At 60.0% G+C, this 19,975-nt stretch carries 19 protein-coding genes; 9 read left to right on the plus strand and 10 right to left on the minus strand.

The features are described 5' to 3' along the window. Positions 1-233 precede the first annotated feature (233 nt). The 5 genes from A3C3_RS0108370 to A3C3_RS0108390 all read right to left on the minus strand — a co-directional run bounded on the left by A3C3_RS0108370 (position 234) and on the right by A3C3_RS0108390 (position 4,369). Entirely contained in the window at positions 234-551 is a 318-nt protein-coding gene (locus tag A3C3_RS0108370; protein ID WP_022714154.1) for an ArsR/SmtB family transcription factor, read from the minus strand. A gap of 106 nt (positions 552-657) precedes the next feature. Continuing rightward, the gene (locus A3C3_RS0108375; RefSeq protein ID WP_028739495.1) at positions 658-1,413 is read right to left on the minus strand and encodes a HugZ family pyridoxamine 5'-phosphate oxidase; all 756 of its coding nucleotides are present in this window, start codon (positions 1,411-1,413) and stop codon (positions 658-660) included. Positions 1,414-1,445: 32 nt separating this feature from the next. Continuing rightward, positions 1,446-2,495 carry a choline ABC transporter ATP-binding protein gene (gene choV / locus A3C3_RS0108380; protein ID WP_022714156.1) on the minus strand — a complete coding sequence of 350 codons (1,050 nt, stop codon included), beginning with the start codon at positions 2,493-2,495 and terminating at the stop codon, positions 1,446-1,448. After that, entirely contained in the window at positions 2,492-3,337 is an 846-nt protein-coding gene (gene choW, locus A3C3_RS0108385; protein WP_022714157.1) for a choline ABC transporter permease subunit, read from the minus strand. Before choW ends, choV begins: the two co-directional genes overlap by 4 nt. A 78-nt stretch (positions 3,338-3,415) precedes the next feature. Continuing rightward, positions 3,416-4,369, minus strand: coding sequence for a choline ABC transporter substrate-binding protein (locus A3C3_RS0108390; protein ID WP_022714158.1), 954 nt, complete (start codon positions 4,367-4,369; stop codon positions 3,416-3,418). Between the two features lie 235 nt (positions 4,370-4,604). Between A3C3_RS0108390 and A3C3_RS0108395 the strand changes: the two genes are divergently transcribed. The 3 genes from A3C3_RS0108395 to A3C3_RS0108405 all read left to right on the plus strand — a co-directional run bounded on the left by A3C3_RS0108395 (position 4,605) and on the right by A3C3_RS0108405 (position 7,597). Further along, complete coding sequence (locus A3C3_RS0108395; protein WP_028739496.1) at positions 4,605-5,207, plus strand: thymidine kinase; 603 nt, start codon at positions 4,605-4,607, stop codon at positions 5,205-5,207. 52 nt (positions 5,208-5,259) lie between these two features. Further along, complete coding sequence (locus A3C3_RS0108400) at positions 5,260-6,327, plus strand: hypothetical protein (protein ID WP_022714160.1); 1,068 nt, start codon at positions 5,260-5,262, stop codon at positions 6,325-6,327. 142 nt (positions 6,328-6,469) lie between these two features. Further along, positions 6,470-7,597 (plus strand): DUF2333 family protein, encoded by a 1,128-nt coding sequence (locus A3C3_RS0108405; RefSeq protein WP_022714161.1) that lies wholly within the window; start codon positions 6,470-6,472, stop codon positions 7,595-7,597. Positions 7,598-7,817: 220 nt separating this feature from the next. Here A3C3_RS0108405 and A3C3_RS0108415 read toward each other — a convergent pair whose 3' ends face one another. Both A3C3_RS0108415 and A3C3_RS46835 read right to left on the minus strand, forming a co-directional pair. After that, complete coding sequence (locus A3C3_RS0108415; protein WP_022714163.1) at positions 7,818-8,543, minus strand: helix-turn-helix transcriptional regulator; 726 nt, start codon at positions 8,541-8,543, stop codon at positions 7,818-7,820. A 143-nt stretch (positions 8,544-8,686) separates the two neighbouring features. Then, positions 8,687-9,142: a hypothetical protein gene (locus A3C3_RS46835; protein WP_022714164.1), complete on the minus strand. Its 456-nt coding sequence runs from the start codon at positions 9,140-9,142 to the stop codon at positions 8,687-8,689. A 310-nt stretch (positions 9,143-9,452) separates the two neighbouring features. On the opposite strand from A3C3_RS46835, the gene A3C3_RS0108425 reads away from it, so the two are divergent. Both A3C3_RS0108425 and A3C3_RS0108430 read left to right on the plus strand, forming a co-directional pair. After that, the gene (locus A3C3_RS0108425; RefSeq protein ID WP_022714165.1) at positions 9,453-11,129 is read left to right on the plus strand and encodes a formate--tetrahydrofolate ligase; all 1,677 of its coding nucleotides are present in this window, start codon (positions 9,453-9,455) and stop codon (positions 11,127-11,129) included. Between the two features lie 65 nt (positions 11,130-11,194). Then, on the plus strand, positions 11,195-11,383 hold the full coding sequence (locus A3C3_RS0108430; RefSeq protein WP_233450621.1) for a hypothetical protein: 189 nt from the start codon (positions 11,195-11,197) through the stop codon (positions 11,381-11,383). 54 nt (positions 11,384-11,437) lie between these two features. Here A3C3_RS0108430 and A3C3_RS0108435 read toward each other — a convergent pair whose 3' ends face one another. Then, positions 11,438-12,301, minus strand: coding sequence for an extensin-like domain-containing protein (locus A3C3_RS0108435; RefSeq protein ID WP_022714167.1), 864 nt, complete (start codon positions 12,299-12,301; stop codon positions 11,438-11,440). Between the two features lie 279 nt (positions 12,302-12,580). On the opposite strand from A3C3_RS0108435, the gene A3C3_RS0108440 reads away from it, so the two are divergent. Together A3C3_RS0108440 and A3C3_RS0108445 are read left to right on the plus strand one after the other, a co-directional pair. Beyond that, complete coding sequence (locus tag A3C3_RS0108440) at positions 12,581-14,716, plus strand: TonB-dependent receptor domain-containing protein (protein WP_022714168.1); 2,136 nt, start codon at positions 12,581-12,583, stop codon at positions 14,714-14,716. 266 nt (positions 14,717-14,982) lie between these two features. Beyond that, positions 14,983-17,172 (plus strand): anthranilate synthase, encoded by a 2,190-nt coding sequence (locus A3C3_RS0108445; RefSeq protein ID WP_022714169.1) that lies wholly within the window; start codon positions 14,983-14,985, stop codon positions 17,170-17,172. A 45-nt stretch (positions 17,173-17,217) separates the two neighbouring features. Here the strand turns inward: A3C3_RS0108445 and A3C3_RS0108450 are convergent, their stop codons facing one another. Together A3C3_RS0108450 and A3C3_RS0108455 are read right to left on the minus strand one after the other, a co-directional pair. Continuing rightward, positions 17,218-17,898, minus strand: coding sequence for a GNAT family N-acetyltransferase (locus A3C3_RS0108450; protein ID WP_022714170.1), 681 nt, complete (start codon positions 17,896-17,898; stop codon positions 17,218-17,220). Continuing rightward, positions 17,895-18,383: a MarR family winged helix-turn-helix transcriptional regulator gene (locus A3C3_RS0108455; protein ID WP_022714171.1), complete on the minus strand. Its 489-nt coding sequence runs from the start codon at positions 18,381-18,383 to the stop codon at positions 17,895-17,897. Before A3C3_RS0108455 ends, A3C3_RS0108450 begins: the two co-directional genes overlap by 4 nt. A gap of 212 nt (positions 18,384-18,595) precedes the next feature. Between A3C3_RS0108455 and emfA the strand changes: the two genes are divergently transcribed. Then, on the plus strand, positions 18,596-19,510 hold the full coding sequence (emfA, locus tag A3C3_RS0108460; protein WP_028739497.1) for a CDF family cation efflux transporter EmfA: 915 nt from the start codon (positions 18,596-18,598) through the stop codon (positions 19,508-19,510). Beyond that, complete coding sequence (gene queF, locus A3C3_RS0108465; protein WP_022714173.1) at positions 19,510-19,974, plus strand: preQ(1) synthase; 465 nt, start codon at positions 19,510-19,512, stop codon at positions 19,972-19,974. The genes emfA and queF overlap by 1 nt, the downstream gene beginning before the upstream one ends. Position 19,975 lies beyond the last annotated feature (1 nt).

A 19,975-nucleotide genomic window follows, 5' to 3' on the forward strand; every position in this document is an offset into this window, starting at 1 on the left:
TGTCCGGTCAAATTATCAGCGCTTCTTGGGGCGTCAAGCCATGGACGCCATCGATGGCGCGTTCCGGCCATTGGCGTATCAAACGCCGCAGCGTTCTCTCAAACAACAGAACCGGCAAATCGAGAGATTTGCCGGCCAAAGTTATATTATCGTGCTGAAATACTGCTCACCGTGCCGTTCCGGAGACATCCCTTTGGCAGCACGGCTTTTTAGCAGACATTATGTCTGCGTTATTATGCTGCAGATCTGCTGCGGCCCTGGACTGCATAAATGTCCTCGAGCGTCGCCAGGATCTTCATCACCGGTTCCGAATTGCTCGAGTAATAAATGGTCTGCGCGTCACGGCGGGTCTTTACCAGCTTCTGGGCCCGCAGCTTTGACAGATGCTGCGAAAGCGCGGACTGGCTGAGGCCAACCTGGGTCGCAAGGACGCCGACAGGAACCTCGCCTTTGACGAGACTGCAGAGGATCAGGAGGCGCTTGGGGTTCGCCATCGCTGATAAAAGGGCGGCCGCCACGTTTGAGTGGTCTGAAAGGTCAGTGGTTTCCATATTTCCAATCTTCCTAAGCGAATTATGTATCCGTATAGGCACAGGGCGTTAGACGGGGTTGGCGGACGTTCAAAACGTAGCAACTGGTCCGGAAGATTGTATATACCTAAATTTCACGTAGCGAGTATGCTATTTTAGATATGTGTGACTTAATGTCCGTCGCATTCTCGATGGGTGACTCAAATTCGCAACGGTTGAGCAAATCACCGGAAATAGCGTCGAACCCTGCGCAATCCACTCCACATATGCGCCATGCCGCATCGTTCGGCGCCTTAAAAAGCTCTGCAAGCGCTTCGGACAGGTCGGCATGCTCCTCTACTAAATCTCGCACTGTCTGCGCTGCCTGCGCGGCCACGGCCTCGTTCGCGGGCGAGAGAATCATGAGGTCGGCACCTTCCAGAACATAGGCGCGGCCGAAGCCGCCATTGAGGCTTGCCGACTGCGGAACGAGACGGAAGAAACGGAAGTCCGGGAAGTCGATATAGAGCTTCGCCTTGGCATGCCGATCGAGGAAACGGGTGCGGATGCGCTGGTGAACGGCGCTTCCGCGCTCGACCGGTTCGGCAATGGATTGGGTTGTGAGCCGCGGATGCGCAAGGGGATCGCCCCTGCCAGGTTCGCCAGTCAAGAGGGAGGCGCGCGGGTCGGCCTCCAGCGCCTTAGTATGCGTCGACAGCGCCGAAACGAGGATGACGGGCACGCCGTCGATATCTGTACCGAGCAGAACGCGGCTTGCAAACGGAAAGCCGGTCGCGGGATCGAGCACTGCAAGAGCAGCATAGCGGGCGGAACGCAAAAGAACGCGCGCGAGCTTGCGCGCTTCTTCGTCCGTTTCCCTGAGTACGGAAGCCTGATCTTTCATGTCCACTTTCTTGACGGAAGCAGACGGCTGGATCAAGCCTGTTCTTTGCGCCGGTGCTGGGTCAGGCCGGCAACGACATCCTGAGCCGAAATCGTGCCGATGATGGCGCCGTTTTCGACGACCCCGATGCTGCCTGGCTGGCGGGCGAGTGCGTCGAGAATATCGACGAGCGGCGTTTGGGCGCGCGCCGTGGCGCTGACGCTCGCCCCCGCCGCATGGCCAAGGCCCGGTTGCATCACATCCTGCGCCGTCAACATGCTGATCGGATTCATGTGCTGGACGAAATCGGCGACATACTGGTCGGCAGGGTTTTTGACGATATCCTGCGGCGTGCCGCACTGGATGATGCGCCCGCCCTCCATGATGGCGATGCGGTTGCCGATGCGGAAGGCCTCGTCGAGATCGTGGCTGACGAAGAGGATCGTCTTCTTCAAGCGCCGCTGGAATTCGAGAAGCTCGTCCTGCAGGCGGGTGCGGATCAGCGGGTCGAGCGCGGAGAACGGCTCGTCCATGAGCAGGATCGGCGCGCCGGTCGCAAAGGCGCGGGCGAGGCCGACACGCTGCTGCATGCCGCCGGAGAGTTCGTTGACCTTGCGATCCGCCCACTTCGTCAGGTTGACGAGTTCAAGCTGCTCCTCGACCCGTTTCTTGCGCTCGGCGTCCGGCATGCCGGCAAGTTCGAGGCCGAAGCCGACATTCTCCGCAACCGTGCGCCAGGGCAGCAATGCGAACTGCTGAAACACCATGGAGACGGTGTGCATCCGCAGATCGCGGAGCGCCTTCGGGCTGCATGCATAGGGATCTACCGGGCCGGTTGCCGAGGAAACTGAAACCTTGCCACGCACGACGGGAGCGAGGCCGTTGACGGCGCGCAGCAGCGTCGATTTGCCTGAGCCGGAAAGGCCCATAAGCACGAGGATTTCGCCTTCCTCGATCGTGAGCGAGGCATCGGCGACGCCAAGAACGAGACCGGTTGCGGCGCCGATTTCGTCGCGGGTCTTTCCCTGATCGACGAGAGAGAGGGCGGTTTGCGGCTTATCGCCGAAGATGATGCTGACATTGTCGAAGCGGACCGAGGTCATGCGCCGTCTCCTTCGCCTGCCGTGCGGAACATGCGGTCGAGAATGATCGCCAAGATGACGATACAGAGACCGGCCTGGAAGCCCATGGAGACATTCACCGTGTTCAGTGCCCGAACGACGGGCTTTCCAAGACCATCGGCGCCGACGAGCGCAGCGATGACCACCATCGATAGCGACAGCATGATCGTCTGCGTGAGCCCGGCCATGATCTGTGGCATCGCGAAGGGCAGCTCGACCTTGCGCAGCACCTGCGTCGGGGTTGCGCCAAAGGACTCGGCTGCCTCGACGAGGGAGGGCGGTGTCGAGATGATGCCGAGGCGGGTCAGACGGATCGGCGCAGGGATGGCAAAGATCACGGTTGCGATCAGGCCTGGCACCATGCCAAGGCCGAAGAGAATGAGTGCGGGGATCAGGTAGACGAATGTCGGGATCGTCTGCATCAGATCGAGCACGGGACGCATGATGGAGAAGACCCATGCGCGTCTTGCCCCGGCAATGCCGAGCGGAATGCCAATCGCCATGCTGACGAATGTGGAGGCGAGAACGAGCGCCAGCGTTTCCGTCGTCTCCTTCCAGTAGCCCTGGTTCATGATCAGCAGCAAACCGAGCAAGGTAAAGACCGCAACGCCGATCGAGCGACGGAGCCAATAGGCGATCGCCGTGATGGCGAGGAGCACGATCAGCGGATGTGGCGCCTGCAGGATGAAGAGCAATGCGCCGATCACGTGCGAGAGAGCGAAGGCTAGCCTGTCGAAAAACCATTCGCCGCTCGACGTCAGCCAGTCAACGGTGGATTTGGCGACGGGGCCAATAGGGATTTTGTAATCGGTGATCCAGTTCAAGGAGCGCGCCTATCCGAAAGAGCAGAGATCAGGATGAAACAAAAAGGGGCGGCGCGTGGGCCGCCCCGTTCATCAGTTTCAAAGGCCGAGGCCGGACTTGACGGCCGCGGCGGCGTCCTTGCCGTCCTTGGTCGTGACGCCGGCGAGCCATGGCTCGACTGCCGTCGGATTTGCCTTCAGCCATTCGGTTGCCGCGACCTGCGGATCCTCACCATCATTGAGGATCTTGCCCATGATCTGGTTTTCCATCTCCAAGCTAAACTTCAAGTTGGACACGAACTTGCCGACGTTCGGGCATTCGGTGACGAAGCCTGCGCGGGTATTGGTGTAGACCGTCGCGCCGCCGAAGTTGGGGCCGAAGGTGCTGTCGCCACCCGTGAGGTAGGTCATCTTGAAGTTCTCGTTCATCGGATGCGGTGCCCAACCGAGGAATACGACCGGCTTGCCGTCCTTCTCGGCACGGGCAACCTGCGCCAGCATACCCTGTTCGGAGGACTCGACGACTTCAAGCCCGCCCATTCCCATCTCGTTCTTCTCGATCAGGGTCATGACAAGGCGGTTGCCGTCGTTGCCCGGTTCGATCCCGTAGATCTTGCCGTCAAGAGCGTCCTTGTGCTTGCCGATATCGCTGAAGTCCTTGATGCCCATTTCGGCTCCCTTGGCGTTGGTGGCAAGCGTGTATTTGGCACCTTCGAGATTGGCTCCGATGGATTCAACCGACTTGTCGTCGAGATAAGGTTGGACGTCCTTTTGTTGTGCCGGCATCCAGTTGCCGAGGAACACATCGATGTCCTTGTTCTTCAGCGACTGGTAGGTCACCGGTACAGAGAGGACCTTGACGTCCGGCTCGTAGCCGAGGCTCTTCAGAACGACCGCGGCGGCGGCGGTTGTTGCGGTAATGTCCGTCCAGCCTACGTCCGAGAAACGCACGGTCGAGCAACTTTCGGGTTCTGCGGCAAATGATGCGGTTGCGATGGAAAGTGCGGCAACTGCAGTGGCGGTGGTCAGTTTGAATGCGCTTGTTGTTTTCATTTTAGACTCCCAGTCTTAGGTTCCCAAGCCAAGCATCAATAGCCGACATTTACAAGCGACCTCAGTGTGTTTGCGCCGCATTGGCTACCCCGAATGCGACGTGTCGCATTTTCCATGACACGGCCGGTTTCCCGTGCATTTTACGATTTTTGCCTCCGGATTTCCTGTGATTATCGATTCTGCGGTCTTTTCTTTGCCGATTCGAGCTTTCAAGAAGCAAAATACGGAGAAAACGATGGCAAAGCTCTATTTCAACTACTCTACCATGAACGCCGGCAAATCGACCATGCTGCTGCAGGCGTCGTATAATTACCAGGAACGCGGTATGCGCACCGTGCTCTTGATCGCAGCATTCGACGAGCGCACCGGCAAGGGTGTCATCGGTTCGCGCATCGGGCTGGAAGCGAGCGCGATCGCCTTCGAGGGGCATACCGATCTTTTCGGGCTCATCAAGGAATTGAGCGGCGAGGGCGGCCCGATCGCCTGCATCTTCGTCGACGAAGCGAATTTCATGACGCGCGAGCATGTCTGGCAGCTCGCCCGCGTGGTAGACCGGCTGAACATACCGGTCATGGTCTACGGGCTTCGCACCGATTTCCAGGGCAAGCTGTTTCCGGCTTCCGAGGAACTGCTGGCGATTGCAGACGAGATGCGCGAGGTGCGCACCATCTGCTATTGCGGCCGCAAGGCGACAATGGTCGTGCGGCTCGGTGCTAACGGCGAGGTTGCGCGAGAGGGCGCGCAGATCGAAGTCGGCGGCAACGAGAAATACGTATCGCTCTGCCGCAGGCATTGGGACGATGCAATGAACGGCGAATGGCGCGCCGAGGCGGTTTGAGCTTCGGCCTCCGAGCGGCTAGGCTAGGCTCGGAGATTCTCTGGAGAAGCCGGTGCGCAAAGCTCCCTCGTTCGACAGTCTATTTGAAGCAGCCGATGCGCTTGTCTCAACCCTGCGCGCCGACGCAACCGCGAGCGCCGACTTCATCGAGGATTTTGCGCGCAACGGAACACAATCTGACGACGAGGCGTTTCTGGCGCAGCGCGATCGGTTCCAGGCTTTTGCCACAGCGCGCGTGGAGTTCGATGGGCTGCTTGGCGAAATGGTGGCCGGCCTCGACCGCATGACGGCGGAGGTTTCGGCGGATCTGGACAGCTTCCGCGGCCTGACCGCGCGCGAGAAGCTGACCGGCTGGTTTTCGAGGCAGCGCATGTGGCACCTCCACAGTCAGCGTGTGCGCGCGGCCCCCGTGATCGAGCGGCTGCTCGACCTGCTGTCGAAATCGAACACCATTGCGGGATTGGTCGGCAGCCACCGTGACTTCGCGCTTGCCTGCCACAAGGCGGCTGAGCGCGGCGTTGTCACGATTGTCGGGCAGCGCCGTCGCCTTGTCGATGCCATCGATATTGCGCGGCTGCGCGTGAAGGAGCTGAACGCAAAAGCACTGACGACGCAGGGGCGCATCGGCCTCTACGGCGGCAAGACCGAATGGGAGCGAATGGAGGAGGAGCGGCGCGCGCTCAAGGTGGAGGCCGAAAAGATCGCCGAAGAAGAGCAGGCGATGCGCCACGAAAGTCAGCGCCGCGAACGCTTCATTACAATGTTCCAGGCGTTTGTCGATGGGTTGAACAGCCAGATCGGTCTTTGCAACGCCTTGGCCCGCAAGCTTTCGATCGATACGGAAGAGCGGCTGATCATCTATCAGGCGCAGGTGGATGCCGACGCTCCGGGTTCGAAACGGAAGATAACGCAAGAGCTGTTTCCGCATATCGCCGGGCCAATCTCGCTCTTCGAAAAAGGTATGCTTGTTCCCCAGGAAATCGGACGGCGCAAGGCGGCAGCGGATGCGGCCTTCGCCAGGAGGTTCGCGGCTTTTGCCGAAAGCCACGACGCGGCCGATGCCCCGATCATCGACCTGGCGCAAAAGCCTTCGAGGTTCAGACTGCGCTTCCTGCGCTAGATGACGGCTTAAAGGCAATAATCGCGATCCCTGATCTTCCTGGCCTGCGCGATCCGTTAAAAATCTCTCCTTCATGTTGTGCTCGATCGAGCAAACACATATGTGAAAGCAGAAATTTCTGACGTTCTGCTAGGAGAAGGGCATGCTCGACCGGATCGCCGGTTTCTTCAGGCTGATCGGCCGCACGATCGCCCGCTGGTTCAGCCTTCTTGCCGCCTGGGCGTTCTGGCCTTTCCTTGCCGCTCATGGCTGGTACCAGCGCCGGACTTGGATGATCCGAATTCCCATCATTGCGCTCGCGGCGCTGCTTGCCGTCCTTTACGCGTACTTCTTCTGGCAGACGCAGGTCTGGTCGAATTTCAATCCGTCCTTCGTCGACCAGTACCGTCTTTCGGAACGCAAGGTCCCGGCCGGCCAGGAACTGCCTGTTGCCGGCGGCGCAGCACCTGCGGCCAAGACCTGCCAGCGTTCTGCGATCGTCGATGTCGCTGCCGATCTGACCGACTTCAACGTCAACCAGAACTCATGGATATCGTCCATGCTGCTCTACCGGCTCGGGCTTTTCGGCATTGACTGGGATCACACGCCGTTCCTCGACAACAAGGCGTCCTTCCAGCGCGGCGTCAATCAGGCGGCGAGGCGGACATCGGCCGAGCTTGTCGATACGCTCGGGCGCGTGCGCGGCACCTCCGGCATCAACAACGATCTTCAGAACGCCCGCGGCAATCTGCAATTCGACGAATACAGCTGGTATTTCGGGCTCAATCCGTTCGGGCCGAAGACGCCGACGCCGAGCTACTACCGTTCGGCCATCGGCAGCCTGCGCAAGTTCAATACCGACCTTGCCAGCTGCAACGCTGTTTTTGACGGCCGTGCCGACAACCTCATCCAGTTCATCGACCGCATTGCCAACGATCTCGGCGGCACGTCCGACATGCTGGCGGAGCGCTCGGAAAATCACAATCGCGGCTGGTTCGACACGCGCGCTGATGACCGTTTCTGGTTCGCCTACGGGCAGCTCTACGCCTATTACGCCATCCTTTCGGCAGCACAGTCGGACTTTTCGCAGGTGGTGGCTGAGCGCAATCTTGGCGCCATCTGGAGCGGCACGACAAAGCAGTTTCAAGCGGCCCTGCGCATCCAGCCGGCGATCATTTCCAATGGTCGCGAGGACGGCTGGATCATGCCGAGCCATCTGGCGACGATGGGCTTTTACATCCTCCGGGTCCGGTCTAACCTCGTGGAGATGCGTTCCGTCCTCGACCGCTGATCGTCAGGGCCGAGGCGAATTGTCTTCGATTTCCGCAATGCGAACCGCTTCGACGAATTCGTGGGTGACGCCGACGATCTCGGTGCCGCGGAAGCGCCTGATCGATATCGCCATCTTGTAGCGGCCGCCCCGGTTATCGACCCTGTAGCATAGTGAAATCCAACCTTGGGCAGGCTCTCGTGCTCGAAGGTCTGCGCTGCGCTGATTCTCTTATGATTTCTCAGGTGATGAGCTTCAATCGGATAGCCTTTGCAACCAACTGTGTGCGGTTCACGCAATCAAGTTTTTTGATGGCGTTCGTCATGTAGGCGTTCACGGTGTGGTCGGAGAGGGCGAGGATCTGGCCGATTTCCACCGAGGTCTTGCCCTGGGCGGTCCAGCGAACAACTTCGAGCTCGCGTGCGGAAAGCGCATGATAGGTGCTGTCTTCGTTGCGCTTGACCGCACTGAAGGCGTCGAAGGCGTGAAGCACGATCACCGTGAGTTCGTTCATCTCGCTCTGGCTGAGCGCTGCGCGGTCGCCCGAGAACCAGAAAACCAGCCGCTTGCCGTCTGCCCCATTGACCGGCAAAACGACGCTGACCGGCATTTTGTGCTGGAGCATCAGGCTGCGTAGTTCGCAGCGAAACATCTCAGACGTTGGTGGATCAGAGAGATTCCATTTTTGCGGGGCGACGGTTTCTCCGAGCACTATCGAAAATGGACAAGCGCGCAACGTATGAGCGCGGTCGAATTCTCTGAGATACGTGCCCGTCAGCGAGGTTTCGATTACTAGCGGTTTGAGAAACAGGTCTTCCGCGGACGGCTTATTCATCAGCGTATAATGGGCAAACCCAAAAGCGTCTGCAATCCTGTGCAAGGCCTGGACAAAAAGAGCGCGCGTTCGCGCCGATGCCAATTCTGCCGATAAAAGTGACTGCCTTTCTGAGGTAGTCATGTAAGACATAATGCGCCCCGCCTTGCCTTCATGTTAAAGCTATAAAATACGCTAATTGGCGGTCACGCTAGCCCTAATCGACTTGGGATACGCTGATTAAATCATACTGTTAAAAATTAATCACACTGCACGCTCTCTGGTTGTGTTTAATATTATACAGGTAGCAGTCCGGCCGGCGTTACTTCTTCTTCTACTGCATAAGTGTGGGTTTCCGCACGCCGCGCAGCGGCAGAATCACTTCGGAAAGAAATCGCCGGTGGGCCTGCGTACCGGCGACGCGTGCCTTGATGGGATAAAATCGAAGCCGCCTTTGACCATGTGGCACGCTCCATGACCCCGTCTGAATGCTTCACGGCGTCAGCGAAGGTATCGAAGACGTCGCGCGGGCAAGGGGCGGCGGCCCCCGACATCTGCAGCTTGGCGCTCGAACAGGTAATCTCGGTCAACACGGCGGCAGCGGGCGGCAACGCAAGGTTGAGAAGCGCCATGTCATCGGGAATGCCAAGCGAGCCGCCCGTGTCCCCCTTGCCGGTGCCGCCGCCGAGCGCCTTGCCCCAGCACGTGCCGTCAGTCCCGATGCCCTGGTGATGACAAGACTTCTGTTCCATTCCCCGGCATCTGATGGCGCCGGCGCGTTATAGAGCCTAACGATATCTCGCCACGCCGTTTTCCGTGACGTCCGGTGTGTTCCAGGTGCCGTCGCAGCAGATACGAGATTCACGATCCTTTGCTTTTTTTACCTCGGGAATGCGTCTGCACAACGTAAGTTTCAATGAATAACGCTCTCGAAAGCTGCGTCCCTGAGTGACGTGCGATTGTGGTGGAGGCAGTGAAAAAGCGGCATTCGGGGTCTTGTTTCCGGCGCGGGGATCGCGGCATGTTCCGGGGTGAGAAGCATAAGCTCCCGGGGAGACCAGCGTGGCCATCAAATCCGATATCGAAATTGCGCGTGCGGCAAGGAAGAAGCCCATTTTCGAGATCGGCGCGACGCTCGGCATCCCGGCAGAACATCTCGCGCCTTATGGTCACGACAAGGCGAAGGTCCGCGCGGAGTTCATCGCCGCGCAGGCGGGGAAGAAGGATGGCAGGCTGATTCTCGTCACCGCCATCAACCCGACACCGGCCGGCGAGGGCAAGACGACGACCACCGTCGGCCTCGGCGACGGTCTCAACCGGATCGGCAAGAAGGCCGTCGTATGCATCCGCGAAGCGTCACTCGGGCCATGCTTCGGCGTCAAGGGTGGTGCTGCCGGCGGCGGCTATGCGCAGGTCATCCCCATGGAAGACATCAACCTGCATTTCACCGGCGATTTCCACGCGGTTACTGCCGCGCACAACCTGCTCGCCGCGATGATCGACAACCATATCTACTGGGGCAACGAGCTGGACATCGACCTGCGCCGCGTGACCTGGCGCCGCGTGATGGACATGAACGACCGGGCGCTGCGCGAAATGGTGTCTTCGCTCGGCGGCGTTGCCAACGGCTTTCCCCGCCAGAACGGCTTCGACATCACCGTCGCTTCGGAAGTCATGGCGATCCTCTGCCTGGCGACGGACCTCAATGATCTGGAAGTCCGCCTCGGCAACATCATCATCGGCTATCGCCGCGACAAGACGCCAGTCTATGCCCGCGATCTGAAGGCGGACGGCGCGATGGCGGTCCTCCTGAAAGACGCGATGCAGCCGAACCTTGTCCAGACGCTGGAGAACAATCCGGCTTTCGTCCATGGCGGGCCGTTCGCGAATATCGCCCATGGCTGCAACTCGGTGATTGCGACGAAGACGGCGCTGAAGCTCGGTGATTATGTCGTGACCGAGGCGGGGTTCGGGGCCGATCTTGGCGCAGAGAAATTCTTCGATATCAAATGCCGCAAGGCGGGGCTGAAGCCCGATGCGGCGGTGATCGTTGCCACGGTGCGCGCGCTGAAGATGAACGGCGGCGTGAAGAAGGAGGATCTGGCGGCAGAAAACGTCGCGGCACTCGTCAAGGGTTGTTCGAACCTCGGGCGGCATCTCGCGAATGTGCGGAAATTCCGCGTCCCGGTCGTGGTCGCGATCAACCATTTCGTTTCGGACACGGATAAGGAAATCGCGGCCGTCCAGGACTACGTTGCTCGCCACGGCGCCGAAGCGATCCTCTGCCGCCACTGGGCGGAAGGCTCGGCTGGCATCGAGGATCTCGCCTACAAGGTGGTGGAACTGGCGGAATCCGGCCAGGCGAGATTCGAGCCGCTTTATGCCGACGGCGTGCCGCTGTTCGAAAAGATCGAGATCGTTGCATCGAAGATCTATCACGCCGGCGAGGTGACGGCGGACAAGGCGGTTCGCGACCAGCTCATCGTCTGGGAGGAGCAAGGCTACGGCAACCTGCCTGTCTGCATGGCGAAGACGCAGTATTCCTTTTCGACAGATCCGAACCTTCGCGGCGCGCCCGAGGGCCATATCGTGCCGGTGCGCGAAGTGCGGCTTTCGGCAGGCGCCGGGTTCGTCGTCGTCATCACAGGAGAAATCATGACAATGCCGGGGTTGCCGAAATCGCCATCCGCCGAGCGGATATTCCTAAATGAGCAGGGTTATATCGAGGGGTTGTTTTGAGTTTGCTGCGAAACTTTATTTTCACCGCAGTGGCGGTCCTTTCACTGTCTGTAGCGAATGGTTCCATGGCCGCCGATGCGCCGTCTGCCGAGGAACAGAGCATGGCGGATTTCATCAAGACCACCCCTGGCTGCTTGGAGTTCAGCGACCAGTGTTCGATTTGCGCCATGGTCGACGGCAAGGCCGAATGCTCCACGCCGAAGATCGCCTGCGTCAAGAAGCCGTATGTGTGCACAAAACGTGCGGACAACTGAAGCGGCGATCGGCTCGGCAACCAGCTCCAGGTATTGGAGCATTAGCGAGGCTAACTAGTGGCAATAATGAAAGCCTCCCTTGCGCTGCAGCACGTCCATGTGGAAATGCGTCTCATGCGCGCTATCGCTTTCGGGGTCGAGCACGGTGGAAAAATAGAGGCAGCCGGAGGCGCTGACTGTGCGTTGGAAGGCGCCGGTGAGGGTGGGGTCTTCCCGGCGCGGCTTTACCGCAACGGGATCGCCCTTTTCGAAACCGAAGCTCGCGATATCGATGGCATTGCCGCGGGCATGTTCGGAAATCTTTCCTATCTCCGCGCCGTTGCGCAGGCGACAGACGTATGACGACGCCTGATTGACCGCCGTGATCCGGCCCTGTTCCTTCGCGGCGGCGGTGGCGGCTGGAACGACACTCTCCTTCATCCAGCGGGCAAGCGCCAGAGCCGCCGGGCAGCGCAATGTCGCTTCCGGCTTCACCTTGATGCCGGGAAGCGCCTCCATAAGACTGATCGGCTTGTCGATGCCGCAGCCGTGGCCATCATCGATGCGTGGGATATCCTTGAAGACGGCGCCAAGCGCCTGCAATTGCCTCACGCATTGCGCGTGATCGGCCTCGCTTTCCGCCTCGATGGTCAGGTTCTGAGCTTCCAACGTGCCGGGTGCCGGCGGGCCGAACTTCTCCGGCTTCTTGTCCTGCGGCTTAGCCGCCTCCGAAGGCGTCTCATTTTGAGGGGCGGGTGTGCTCTGTGCATCGTTAACGGTTGATGGCCTCGGTTCGGGGGTTGGCGCCGTTTCTGCCGGTGTTTCGGCTTCGCCGGCAATCTGCGGCTTTTTGTGCGGGATGGGACCTTTGTCCGGGAGGCTTGCGCCAGTGAGGATAATCAGGGTTGCGGTGGCCGCTGCAATTGCGATGTTCTTCAAGCTTCAACCGTCCATGGCTGCCGATGGAAAAGGGGCAACGCATGAGGGCGGATTTCGTTGCAATTTCGCAACGTTTCCGGACGTCGTTAAAACATGAGTATTGAATTCAACATAAATCAGGCGTTTATATTGACAAATATACTCATGTTTTTTATGCGGCAGGAAGAAGGCGGAATGTTGGGTCCCGCCGAAAATCCGAAAAGCCTAGCCAGCCCCTCGAGCGCCTGACGCGCACCGACCAGCCAGCCCGGTAGCTATTCATCCTAGAGGGTTGGTTTAATGATTATCCGCAATTCGCGCGCCGTTCTTTTGGCTTGCACTGCACTGTTCGTCTTGGGCGCGGGCTCCCCGGCATATTCGCAAAGCCAGGAAGAGGAGGCGGCTTCCCAAAAGACGGATCGCGTAACGCCGCTCAAGAAGATCGTCGTCGGTGCGGGGCAGCGCAAGATCGCCATCGATACGCCGCAGGCCGTTACCGTTCTCGACCAAAAGGATATCGATGATCTCCAGGCTGAAACGATCGGCGATATCTTCAAGGATGTGCCTGGCGTCTCCATTGCCGGCAGCGACCGTGTCTTCGGCGAGGCGTTCAATATCCGCGGCATCGGCTCCACCGAGGATTCCGCCGACGGCTCGCGCATCGTGGTGAACGTGGACGGAGCCCAGAAATTCTACGAACAGTACCGGATGGGATCGTTCTTCTCGGACCCTGAGCTCTACAAGTCCGTGGAGGTGCTGCGCGGGCCGGCCTCTTCCACGCTTTACGGCGCCGGTGCCCTCGGCGGCGTCATCAACTTCACCACCAAGGATGCCTCCGACTTTCTGCAGGAGGGCTATGACAACGCTCTCAGGCTCAAGAGCAGCTACGAAACAAACGGCAACGGCTACCTCGGCTCGTCTATTTTCGCGCATCGCTTCAACGAAGGCGCCGAATTCCTCGGCATGCTGAACAAGCGTGGGTCCAGCCAATTCGAGTTGGGAGACGGCAGCGACCTGTCGGGTTCCGACTTCCAGTCGTGGTCAGGTCTTGCCAAAGGGACTTTCCATTTCGGCGATGGCGACGAGCAGACGCTGCGCTTGTCCTATCAGCATTGGGACAGCGGTGCTAACGACCAGGACTATGCACAGACCGGCACACAGGCCGCGTTCGGTACTGTCGACCGCCATGTAGTCGATGATACCGCGGTACTGAGCTACGAAAATCCCATCAGCGACAATCCGTGGCTCGACCTCAAGGCCAGTCTCTCATACTCTGATACTTCGGTTGACCAGAGCGATGGAACGCTCGGCGGTTTCTCGAACATCATCGATGCCGATTACGGCTACCGGACATGGCAGGCCAATCTCCAGAATACGTCTGAGTTCTCCGGCGATGGCTGGGTAAACTACCTGACCTACGGCTCCCAACTGAGCCATCAGGACCGCACCGCGGATTCGCCGCTTGCGACCAGCCCGACGCCCGGTGCGATCGCCACACATCCCGAGGGCACCGACAACAAGGTCGGACTCTTCGTGCAGAACGAATTCGTCTATGACGAGCGGCTGACCATCATCGGCGGCGTTCGCGGCGACTTCGTCTGGAGAGAGCCCGGCGATTCCACGGCGGCTTTCAGCAATGCCGTCGACGTCAACGATCAGGCTTTCTCGCCCAAGCTTGCCGCGCATTACAAGCTCACCGACGAATTCGGCGTTTTTGGTTCGATTGCCCGCACGGAACGTCTGCCGACGTTGGATGAGCTCTACACCTGGAGCAAGGGAACAAGCCTGGACCTCAAGAAGGAAAAGTCCAACAACTACGAAGTCGGCTTTACAGCAACACGGGATGACATATTCCAGGCGGGCGACAACATCAGTTTCAAGACGACCGCCTTCTACAATGACCTGGAGAACCTCATCGCTACCACGGGCACGGGCGCGTCCTCCTATTTCTACAATGTCGGCAAGGCCCGCATCTATGGCGTCGAAGTCGAAGGGGCGTACGAATCGGACTACGCTTTCGCCAAGCTTGCCTATACCGGCACGCAGGGCCAGGACCGCAGTGATGGGGTGAACTACAACAAGCCGCTGCCGACCGTGCCGGCCCACAAGATCGCCTTCACCTTGGGCGGCCGGCTTCCCGAGCGCGACATCGAATACGGCACCCGCGTAACGCATGCCTTCGAGGCGCAGAACAGCGTCCGCGGAACGGCAGCATCCTCCGGTTCCACGCCCAACCATCTCGTCGTGCCGGCCCCTGATTGGACGACCGTGGATATCTTCGCCTCCTGGAGGCCGCAGAGTGGTGAGATGCAGGGATGGCAGGTCCAGGCCAGCGTCAACAATCTCTTCGATCAATACTATCGGGAAAATATCTCCAACGATTACGCCAAGGGGCGCACGTTCAAGATCACTTTGAGCAAGCAGCTCGATTGGTAGTTCGGGTTAGCGGGTTCGCTTCAACTGGTGCCAGCCGGCAAAAGCGAACCCGAACCCGCTTAAAACCGCTCTTGCGCTTCCCCCAATCTCACGCTAACAATCCTCCCATGAAGACGTCGTTGAACATTGCTGTTTGGTGGTGGGCTCGCTGAGGCGGCCTCGACCAATCGTGTTCAAAGACGACGAGTGAGCCGCCCGAGACTTCGAGGCGGCTTTTTTGTTTTTAAGGCCGCCTCTCGTCCGGGCCCCGATAACGGAGTGGAACAATGGTAACGATCCTTCGGGACGATGGTGCGGAAATCTACGAGACGAGGGGCGGCGTTACAGTTACCCGGCAGCGCAGGGCAATCCCCTATGCTGATGCCGTGGTCTCCTATGTCGACAAGCTCGATGAGCGTCGCGGCGCGGTCTTTTCCTCCAACTACGAATATCCGGGGCGTTACACACGCTGGGATACGGCCGTCGTCGATCCGCCGCTCGGCTTCTCCTCTTTCGGGCGCGACGTCTGGATCGAAGCCTATAACGAGCGTGGCGAAGTGCTGCTCGCCTTCGTGACGGAGCGGCTGAAGACCGTTGCCGAGCTGGAGCTTGGTGCTGCCACCGCGCGCCGCCTCGATCTCAAGGTGAAGATGCCCGATCGCGTTTTCACCGAAGAAGAACGCTCGAAGATGCCGACGGTCTTCACCGTTCTGCGCGCCGTCACCGACCTCTTCTATTCGCAGGCGGACGCCAGCCTTGGCCTATATGGCGCCTTCGGCTACGATCTCGCCTTCCAGTTCGATGCGATCAACCTGAAGCTCACGCGCCCTTCTGATCAGCGCGACATGGTGCTCTACCTGCCGGACGAGATCCTTGTCGTCGACAATTACTCCGCCAAGGCCTGGATCGATCGCTATGATTTCGCCAAAGACGGCCTGACGACCGAGGGCAGGAAGGGCGAGATCGCGCCCGAGCCCTTCAAGCAGACGGACGCCATTCCGCCGAAGAGCGATCATCGGCCGGGCGAATATGCCGAACTCGTCGTCAAGGCGAAGGAAAGCTTCCGCAAGGGCGATCTCTTCGAGGTCGTGCCGGGGCAGAAATTCATGGAGCGCTGCGACAGCAGGCCTTCGGATATTTCCAAGCGGTTGAAGGCGATCAATCCGTCGCCCTATTCCTTTTTCATCAACCTCGGAAACCAGGAATATCTGGTCGGCGCCTCGCCGGAAATGTTCGTGCGCGTTTCGGGCCGCCGCATCGAGACCTGCCCGATCTCCGGCACGATCAAGCGCGGTGACGATCCGATCGCCGACAGCGAACAGATACTGAAGCTGCTCAACTCCAAGAAGGACGAATCCGAGCTGACGATGTGCTCGGACGTCGACCGCAACGACAAAAGCCGCGTCTGCGAGCCGGGTTCGGTCAAGGTCATCGGCCGCCGGCAGATCGAGATGTATTCGCGCCTCATCCACACTGTCGACCATATCGAGGGGCGGTTGCGTGATGACATGGATGCTTTCGACGGCTTCCTGTCGCATGCCTGGGCCGTCACCGTCACCGGTGCGCCGAAGCTCTGGGCCATGCGCTTCATCGAAAGCCATGAGAAGAGCCCGCGCGCGTGGTATGGTGGGGCGATCGGCATGGTCGGCTTCAACGGTGACATGAACACCGGGCTGACGCTGCGCACCGTGCGCATCAAGGACGGCATCGCCGAAGTCAGGGCAGGGGCGACCCTTCTCAACGATTCCGACCCGCACGAAGAAGAAGCCGAAACCGAACTCAAGGCCTCCGCTATGCTTTCTGCCATCCGCGATGCCAAGGCCGGCAACGCCGGCAAGATCCAGCGCGACGTTGCCGCCGTCGGCAAGGGCGTCAACATCCTCTTGATCGACCATGAAGACAGCTTCGTCCACACCCTGGCCAATTACTTCCGCCAGACCGGAGCGACGGTTTCGACCGTGCGCACGCCGGTGCCGGAGGAGATTTTTGACCGGCTGAACCCGGACCTCGTCGTCTTGTCGCCCGGACCTGGCAATCCGAAGGATTTCGATTGCAAGGCGACGATCAAAAGGGCGCGCGCCCGTAACCTGCCGATCTTCGGCGTCTGCCTCGGCCTACAGGCGCTTGCCGAAGCCTATGGTGGCGAGTTGCGCCATCTGGCGCTGCCGATGCACGGCAAGCCGTCGCGCATCCGGGTGCTGGAGCCAGGCATTGTCTTTTCGGGCCTCGCCAGAGAGGTGACGGTCGGCCGCTATCACTCGATCTTCGCCGATCCCTCGACCCTGCCGCGCGATTTTATCATCACGGCAGAAAGTGAGGACGGCACGATCATGGGCATCGAGCATGCGAAGGAGCCGATCGCCGCCGTCCAGTTCCACCCGGAATCAATCATGACGCTCGGCGGCGACGCGGGCATGCGGATGATCGAGAACGTAGTGGCGCATCTGGCGCGCAGGGCGAAGACGAAGGCGGCTTGAGCGGACGCCCGCACTTCGGCAGGTTCGCTGCCGTGGATCGGCCGTTTATGCTCGGCGTTTGACGACGCGCAGGTTCATGTCGGACCGCAGCCTGAAGCCGAGCGACCTATAGAGGCCAATTGCCGGCGTATTGTTCGCATAGGCATGCAGATACGCCGTTTCGCCCCGGGCGGCGATCTCGCCGGCGACAAAAAGAAAGAGCAACGTTCCAAGCCCGCGCCGCTGGAATTGCGGATGCGTGCAAAGCCCGCTCAGTTCCGCAAAGCCGGTCTGCCGCAGCCGCTGGCCGGCCATGGCGATGAGCCTGCCTTCAGCCTTGATCCCCCAGAAGGTGCCGAGGCTCTGCGCCCGCCGCGTGAATGGACCGGGCTTGGTCAAGGTCGCAAGCGCCAGCATCTCCGCGGCGTCGACCTCGCTCAGCGGCTGTATACGTGAATCCGTGATCCTCTCATGCGGCCGTTCGGCGATCATCTGGACGGCTAAAGCCTCGGAAACAGCAGCCAACCCTCGTGGAACGGCGATCGGACCGGCTTCGACAAGCAGCATCGTTTCGTCGGCTTCCGGGAGGTTTTCCAATGCCTCGAGACTTTCCGGCGTATCATCCGCCGAGGCTGCGAAAGGAACGATGGACGGCGGGTATCGCCGGGCTCGCTCGTTGCCTTCGGCGAGGCTCGCATGCGCGGTGTCGAGCGCGCTCCAGATCGGGCGGTCGAGAATATGTCTCATGTCGTTTCCTCGTTCGCGGCGCGGCGGGCAAGGGCAGCTTCGGCAAGACCGTCCTCGATGGCGGCCAGCTGCGCGAGGATCGGTCCGTTCAGATCGCCGCAAAGATCGGCGACTGCCGCCGAAATCCGCGGCCACACCGATTGTTTCGAGTAGTCGACGAGTTCCTGTCCCTTCCGGGAAAGCGAGATCAATCGCCGTCGCTGGTCGTCGGGCGCTGCCTGCATGTCGACCAAGCCCAATTCCAGCAACTGACTTACTGTCCGCGTGACACCCGGCTGCGTGATGCCGACCGCCTGTGCAAGCTCGCCGATCGTCAAAGGGCCGGCGCGATCGAGCGCTGCGAGAAACGGATACTGGGCAGCCTGTATGGCGATGCCGTATTCTTCGATGATCTGCTGGGTATCGGCCTGCAGACGCTCCCCGATGCGGCGGAAACGACTGCCCATGCACAGAAAACCGAGGGTTCGCACGACGTCGTCAACCATAGGAAACCTCCGCAATCAATCAACAGTTATATAACGTGTTATGCAATTTTCGTCAATCGATACCGCGGCCGACCAATTTGACAAAATACCGATAATCCCCCATATCACCCACATTGACCGCCTGCGCGATTTTCGCGCGGGCGGTTTTGCGTTTGAATGGGCCAAATGCTGCAATTCATTCGCATCCGCACTGAGGCCGGCAGGTGATCGATATGGACGGACAAGGCAATCTCGCGGTTCAGCGGCTGGCGCTTTGGAGCATTCCGCTATCGCTCGGTGTCATGGGACTGAAGATGGCAGCGTGGTGGGTCACCGGCTCGGTCGCGCTGCTTTCGGACGGGCTCGAGTCGACCGTCAATGTCGTTGCCGCCTTCATTGCCTATTTCGTGATTCGCTACGCGCAGAAGCCGGCGGATCACGACCATCCGTTCGGGCACCACAAGGCCGAGTATCTCTCGGCGGTGACCGAAGGCGCGCTCATCGTGGTCGCCGCGCTTTTGATCGTCAAGGAGGCGATCGGCCATCTGGCGGCGCCGCGCATGCTTGACGCGCCTGCGCTCGGCCTCGCGATCAATTTCGCGGCGGGCGTGATCAACGCAGTCTGGGCGCAACTGCTGATCCGGACTGGCCGGAAACACCGCTCGGCGGCGCTTTCCGCCGACGGCCAGCATATCATGTCGGACGTCGTGACCTCCGTCGGCGTGCTGATCGGCCTGTTTCTGGCAATCGCGACCGGCAATCCGATCTTCGATCCGGTGCTTGCGATCCTGGTCGCCGTCAACATCCTCTATCAGGGCTGGAAGGTGATCTCGCACTCGATCGGTGGGCTGATGGACCAGGCGGTGGAACCGGAGGAAGAGGAGGCGATCAAGCAGGCGATCGCCACGCATGCGGCGGGCTCGATCGGCGTTCACGACCTGAAGACCCGCCGGGCGGGGTCTGTCACCTTCGTCGATTTTCATCTTGTGGTTCCGGCCACAATGCCGGTAAGGCAGGCGCACGATATCTGCGACTGCCTTGAAGATGCCATCCGCGCGGTGCATCCGGGCGCCAGCATTGCCATTCACGTCGAGCCCGAGGGTGAAAGGGCCCATGGAATCCGCGTCAAAGTCGTAAAGGACGTCTAATGCCGAAAACCGATGTTTCCAGCCTGTCGATGCTGGGAAAAGAGACCGAAACAGCCAAGTCGCCGGAAGAGGCGGTGCTGGAGAAGGTGCCGTCGAACCACGTGGGCACCGACTACGTGGTGCGCTTCACCGCGCCTGAATTCACCTCGCTCTGCCCGATGACCGGCCAGCCGGATTTCGCCCATATCGTTATCGATTACATTCCGAACGAATGGCTGGTGGAGTCGAAGTCGCTGAAGCTCTTCCTGCATTCCTTCCGCAACCACGGCGCCTTCCATGAGGATTGCTCGATCTATATCGCCAAGCGGATCGTCGAACTGCTCAATCCGAAGTGGCTACGGATCGGCGCCTATTGGTATCCGCGCGGCGGCATTCCGATCGACGTCTTCTGGCAGACAGGCAAGCCGCCCGAAGGCGTGTGGCTGCCCGACCAGGGTGTCGCGACCTATCGCGGCCGCGGCTGAC

This window comes from Rhizobium mongolense USDA 1844 (assembly GCF_000419765.1).
Classification (GTDB): Bacteria; Pseudomonadota; Alphaproteobacteria; order Rhizobiales; family Rhizobiaceae; genus Rhizobium; species Rhizobium mongolense.

What these genes read in the sequence shown, in the direction of transcription:
- A3C3_RS0108405 (WP_022714161.1), top strand. Translation starts at nt 6,470, where the DNA reads ATGCTCGACCGGATCGCCGGTTTCTTCAGGCTGATCGGCCGCACGATC.
- A3C3_RS0108455 (WP_022714171.1), bottom strand. Translation starts at nt 18,383, where the DNA reads ATGGTTGACGACGTCGTGCGAACCCTCGGTTTTCTGTGCATGGGCAGT.
- A3C3_RS0108450 (WP_022714170.1), bottom strand. Translation starts at nt 17,898, where the DNA reads ATGAGACATATTCTCGACCGCCCGATCTGGAGCGCGCTCGACACCGCG.
- A3C3_RS0108390 (WP_022714158.1), bottom strand. Translation starts at nt 4,369, where the DNA reads ATGAAAACAACAAGCGCATTCAAACTGACCACCGCCACTGCAGTTGCC.
- emfA (WP_028739497.1), top strand. Translation starts at nt 18,596, where the DNA reads ATGGACGGACAAGGCAATCTCGCGGTTCAGCGGCTGGCGCTTTGGAGC.
- A3C3_RS0108445 (WP_022714169.1), top strand. Translation starts at nt 14,983, where the DNA reads ATGGTAACGATCCTTCGGGACGATGGTGCGGAAATCTACGAGACGAGG.
- A3C3_RS0108440 (WP_022714168.1), top strand. Translation starts at nt 12,581, where the DNA reads ATGATTATCCGCAATTCGCGCGCCGTTCTTTTGGCTTGCACTGCACTG.
- A3C3_RS0108415 (WP_022714163.1), bottom strand. Translation starts at nt 8,543, where the DNA reads ATGTCTTACATGACTACCTCAGAAAGGCAGTCACTTTTATCGGCAGAA.
- A3C3_RS0108395 (WP_028739496.1), top strand. Translation starts at nt 4,605, where the DNA reads ATGGCAAAGCTCTATTTCAACTACTCTACCATGAACGCCGGCAAATCG.
- A3C3_RS46835 (WP_022714164.1), bottom strand. Translation starts at nt 9,142, where the DNA reads ATGGAACAGAAGTCTTGTCATCACCAGGGCATCGGGACTGACGGCACG.
- queF (WP_022714173.1), top strand. Translation starts at nt 19,510, where the DNA reads ATGCCGAAAACCGATGTTTCCAGCCTGTCGATGCTGGGAAAAGAGACC.
- choV (WP_022714156.1), bottom strand. Translation starts at nt 2,495, where the DNA reads ATGACCTCGGTCCGCTTCGACAATGTCAGCATCATCTTCGGCGATAAG.
- A3C3_RS0108430 (WP_233450621.1), top strand. Translation starts at nt 11,195, where the DNA reads ATGGCCGCCGATGCGCCGTCTGCCGAGGAACAGAGCATGGCGGATTTC.
- A3C3_RS0108375 (WP_028739495.1), bottom strand. Translation starts at nt 1,413, where the DNA reads ATGAAAGATCAGGCTTCCGTACTCAGGGAAACGGACGAAGAAGCGCGC.
- A3C3_RS0108370 (WP_022714154.1), bottom strand. Translation starts at nt 551, where the DNA reads ATGGAAACCACTGACCTTTCAGACCACTCAAACGTGGCGGCCGCCCTT.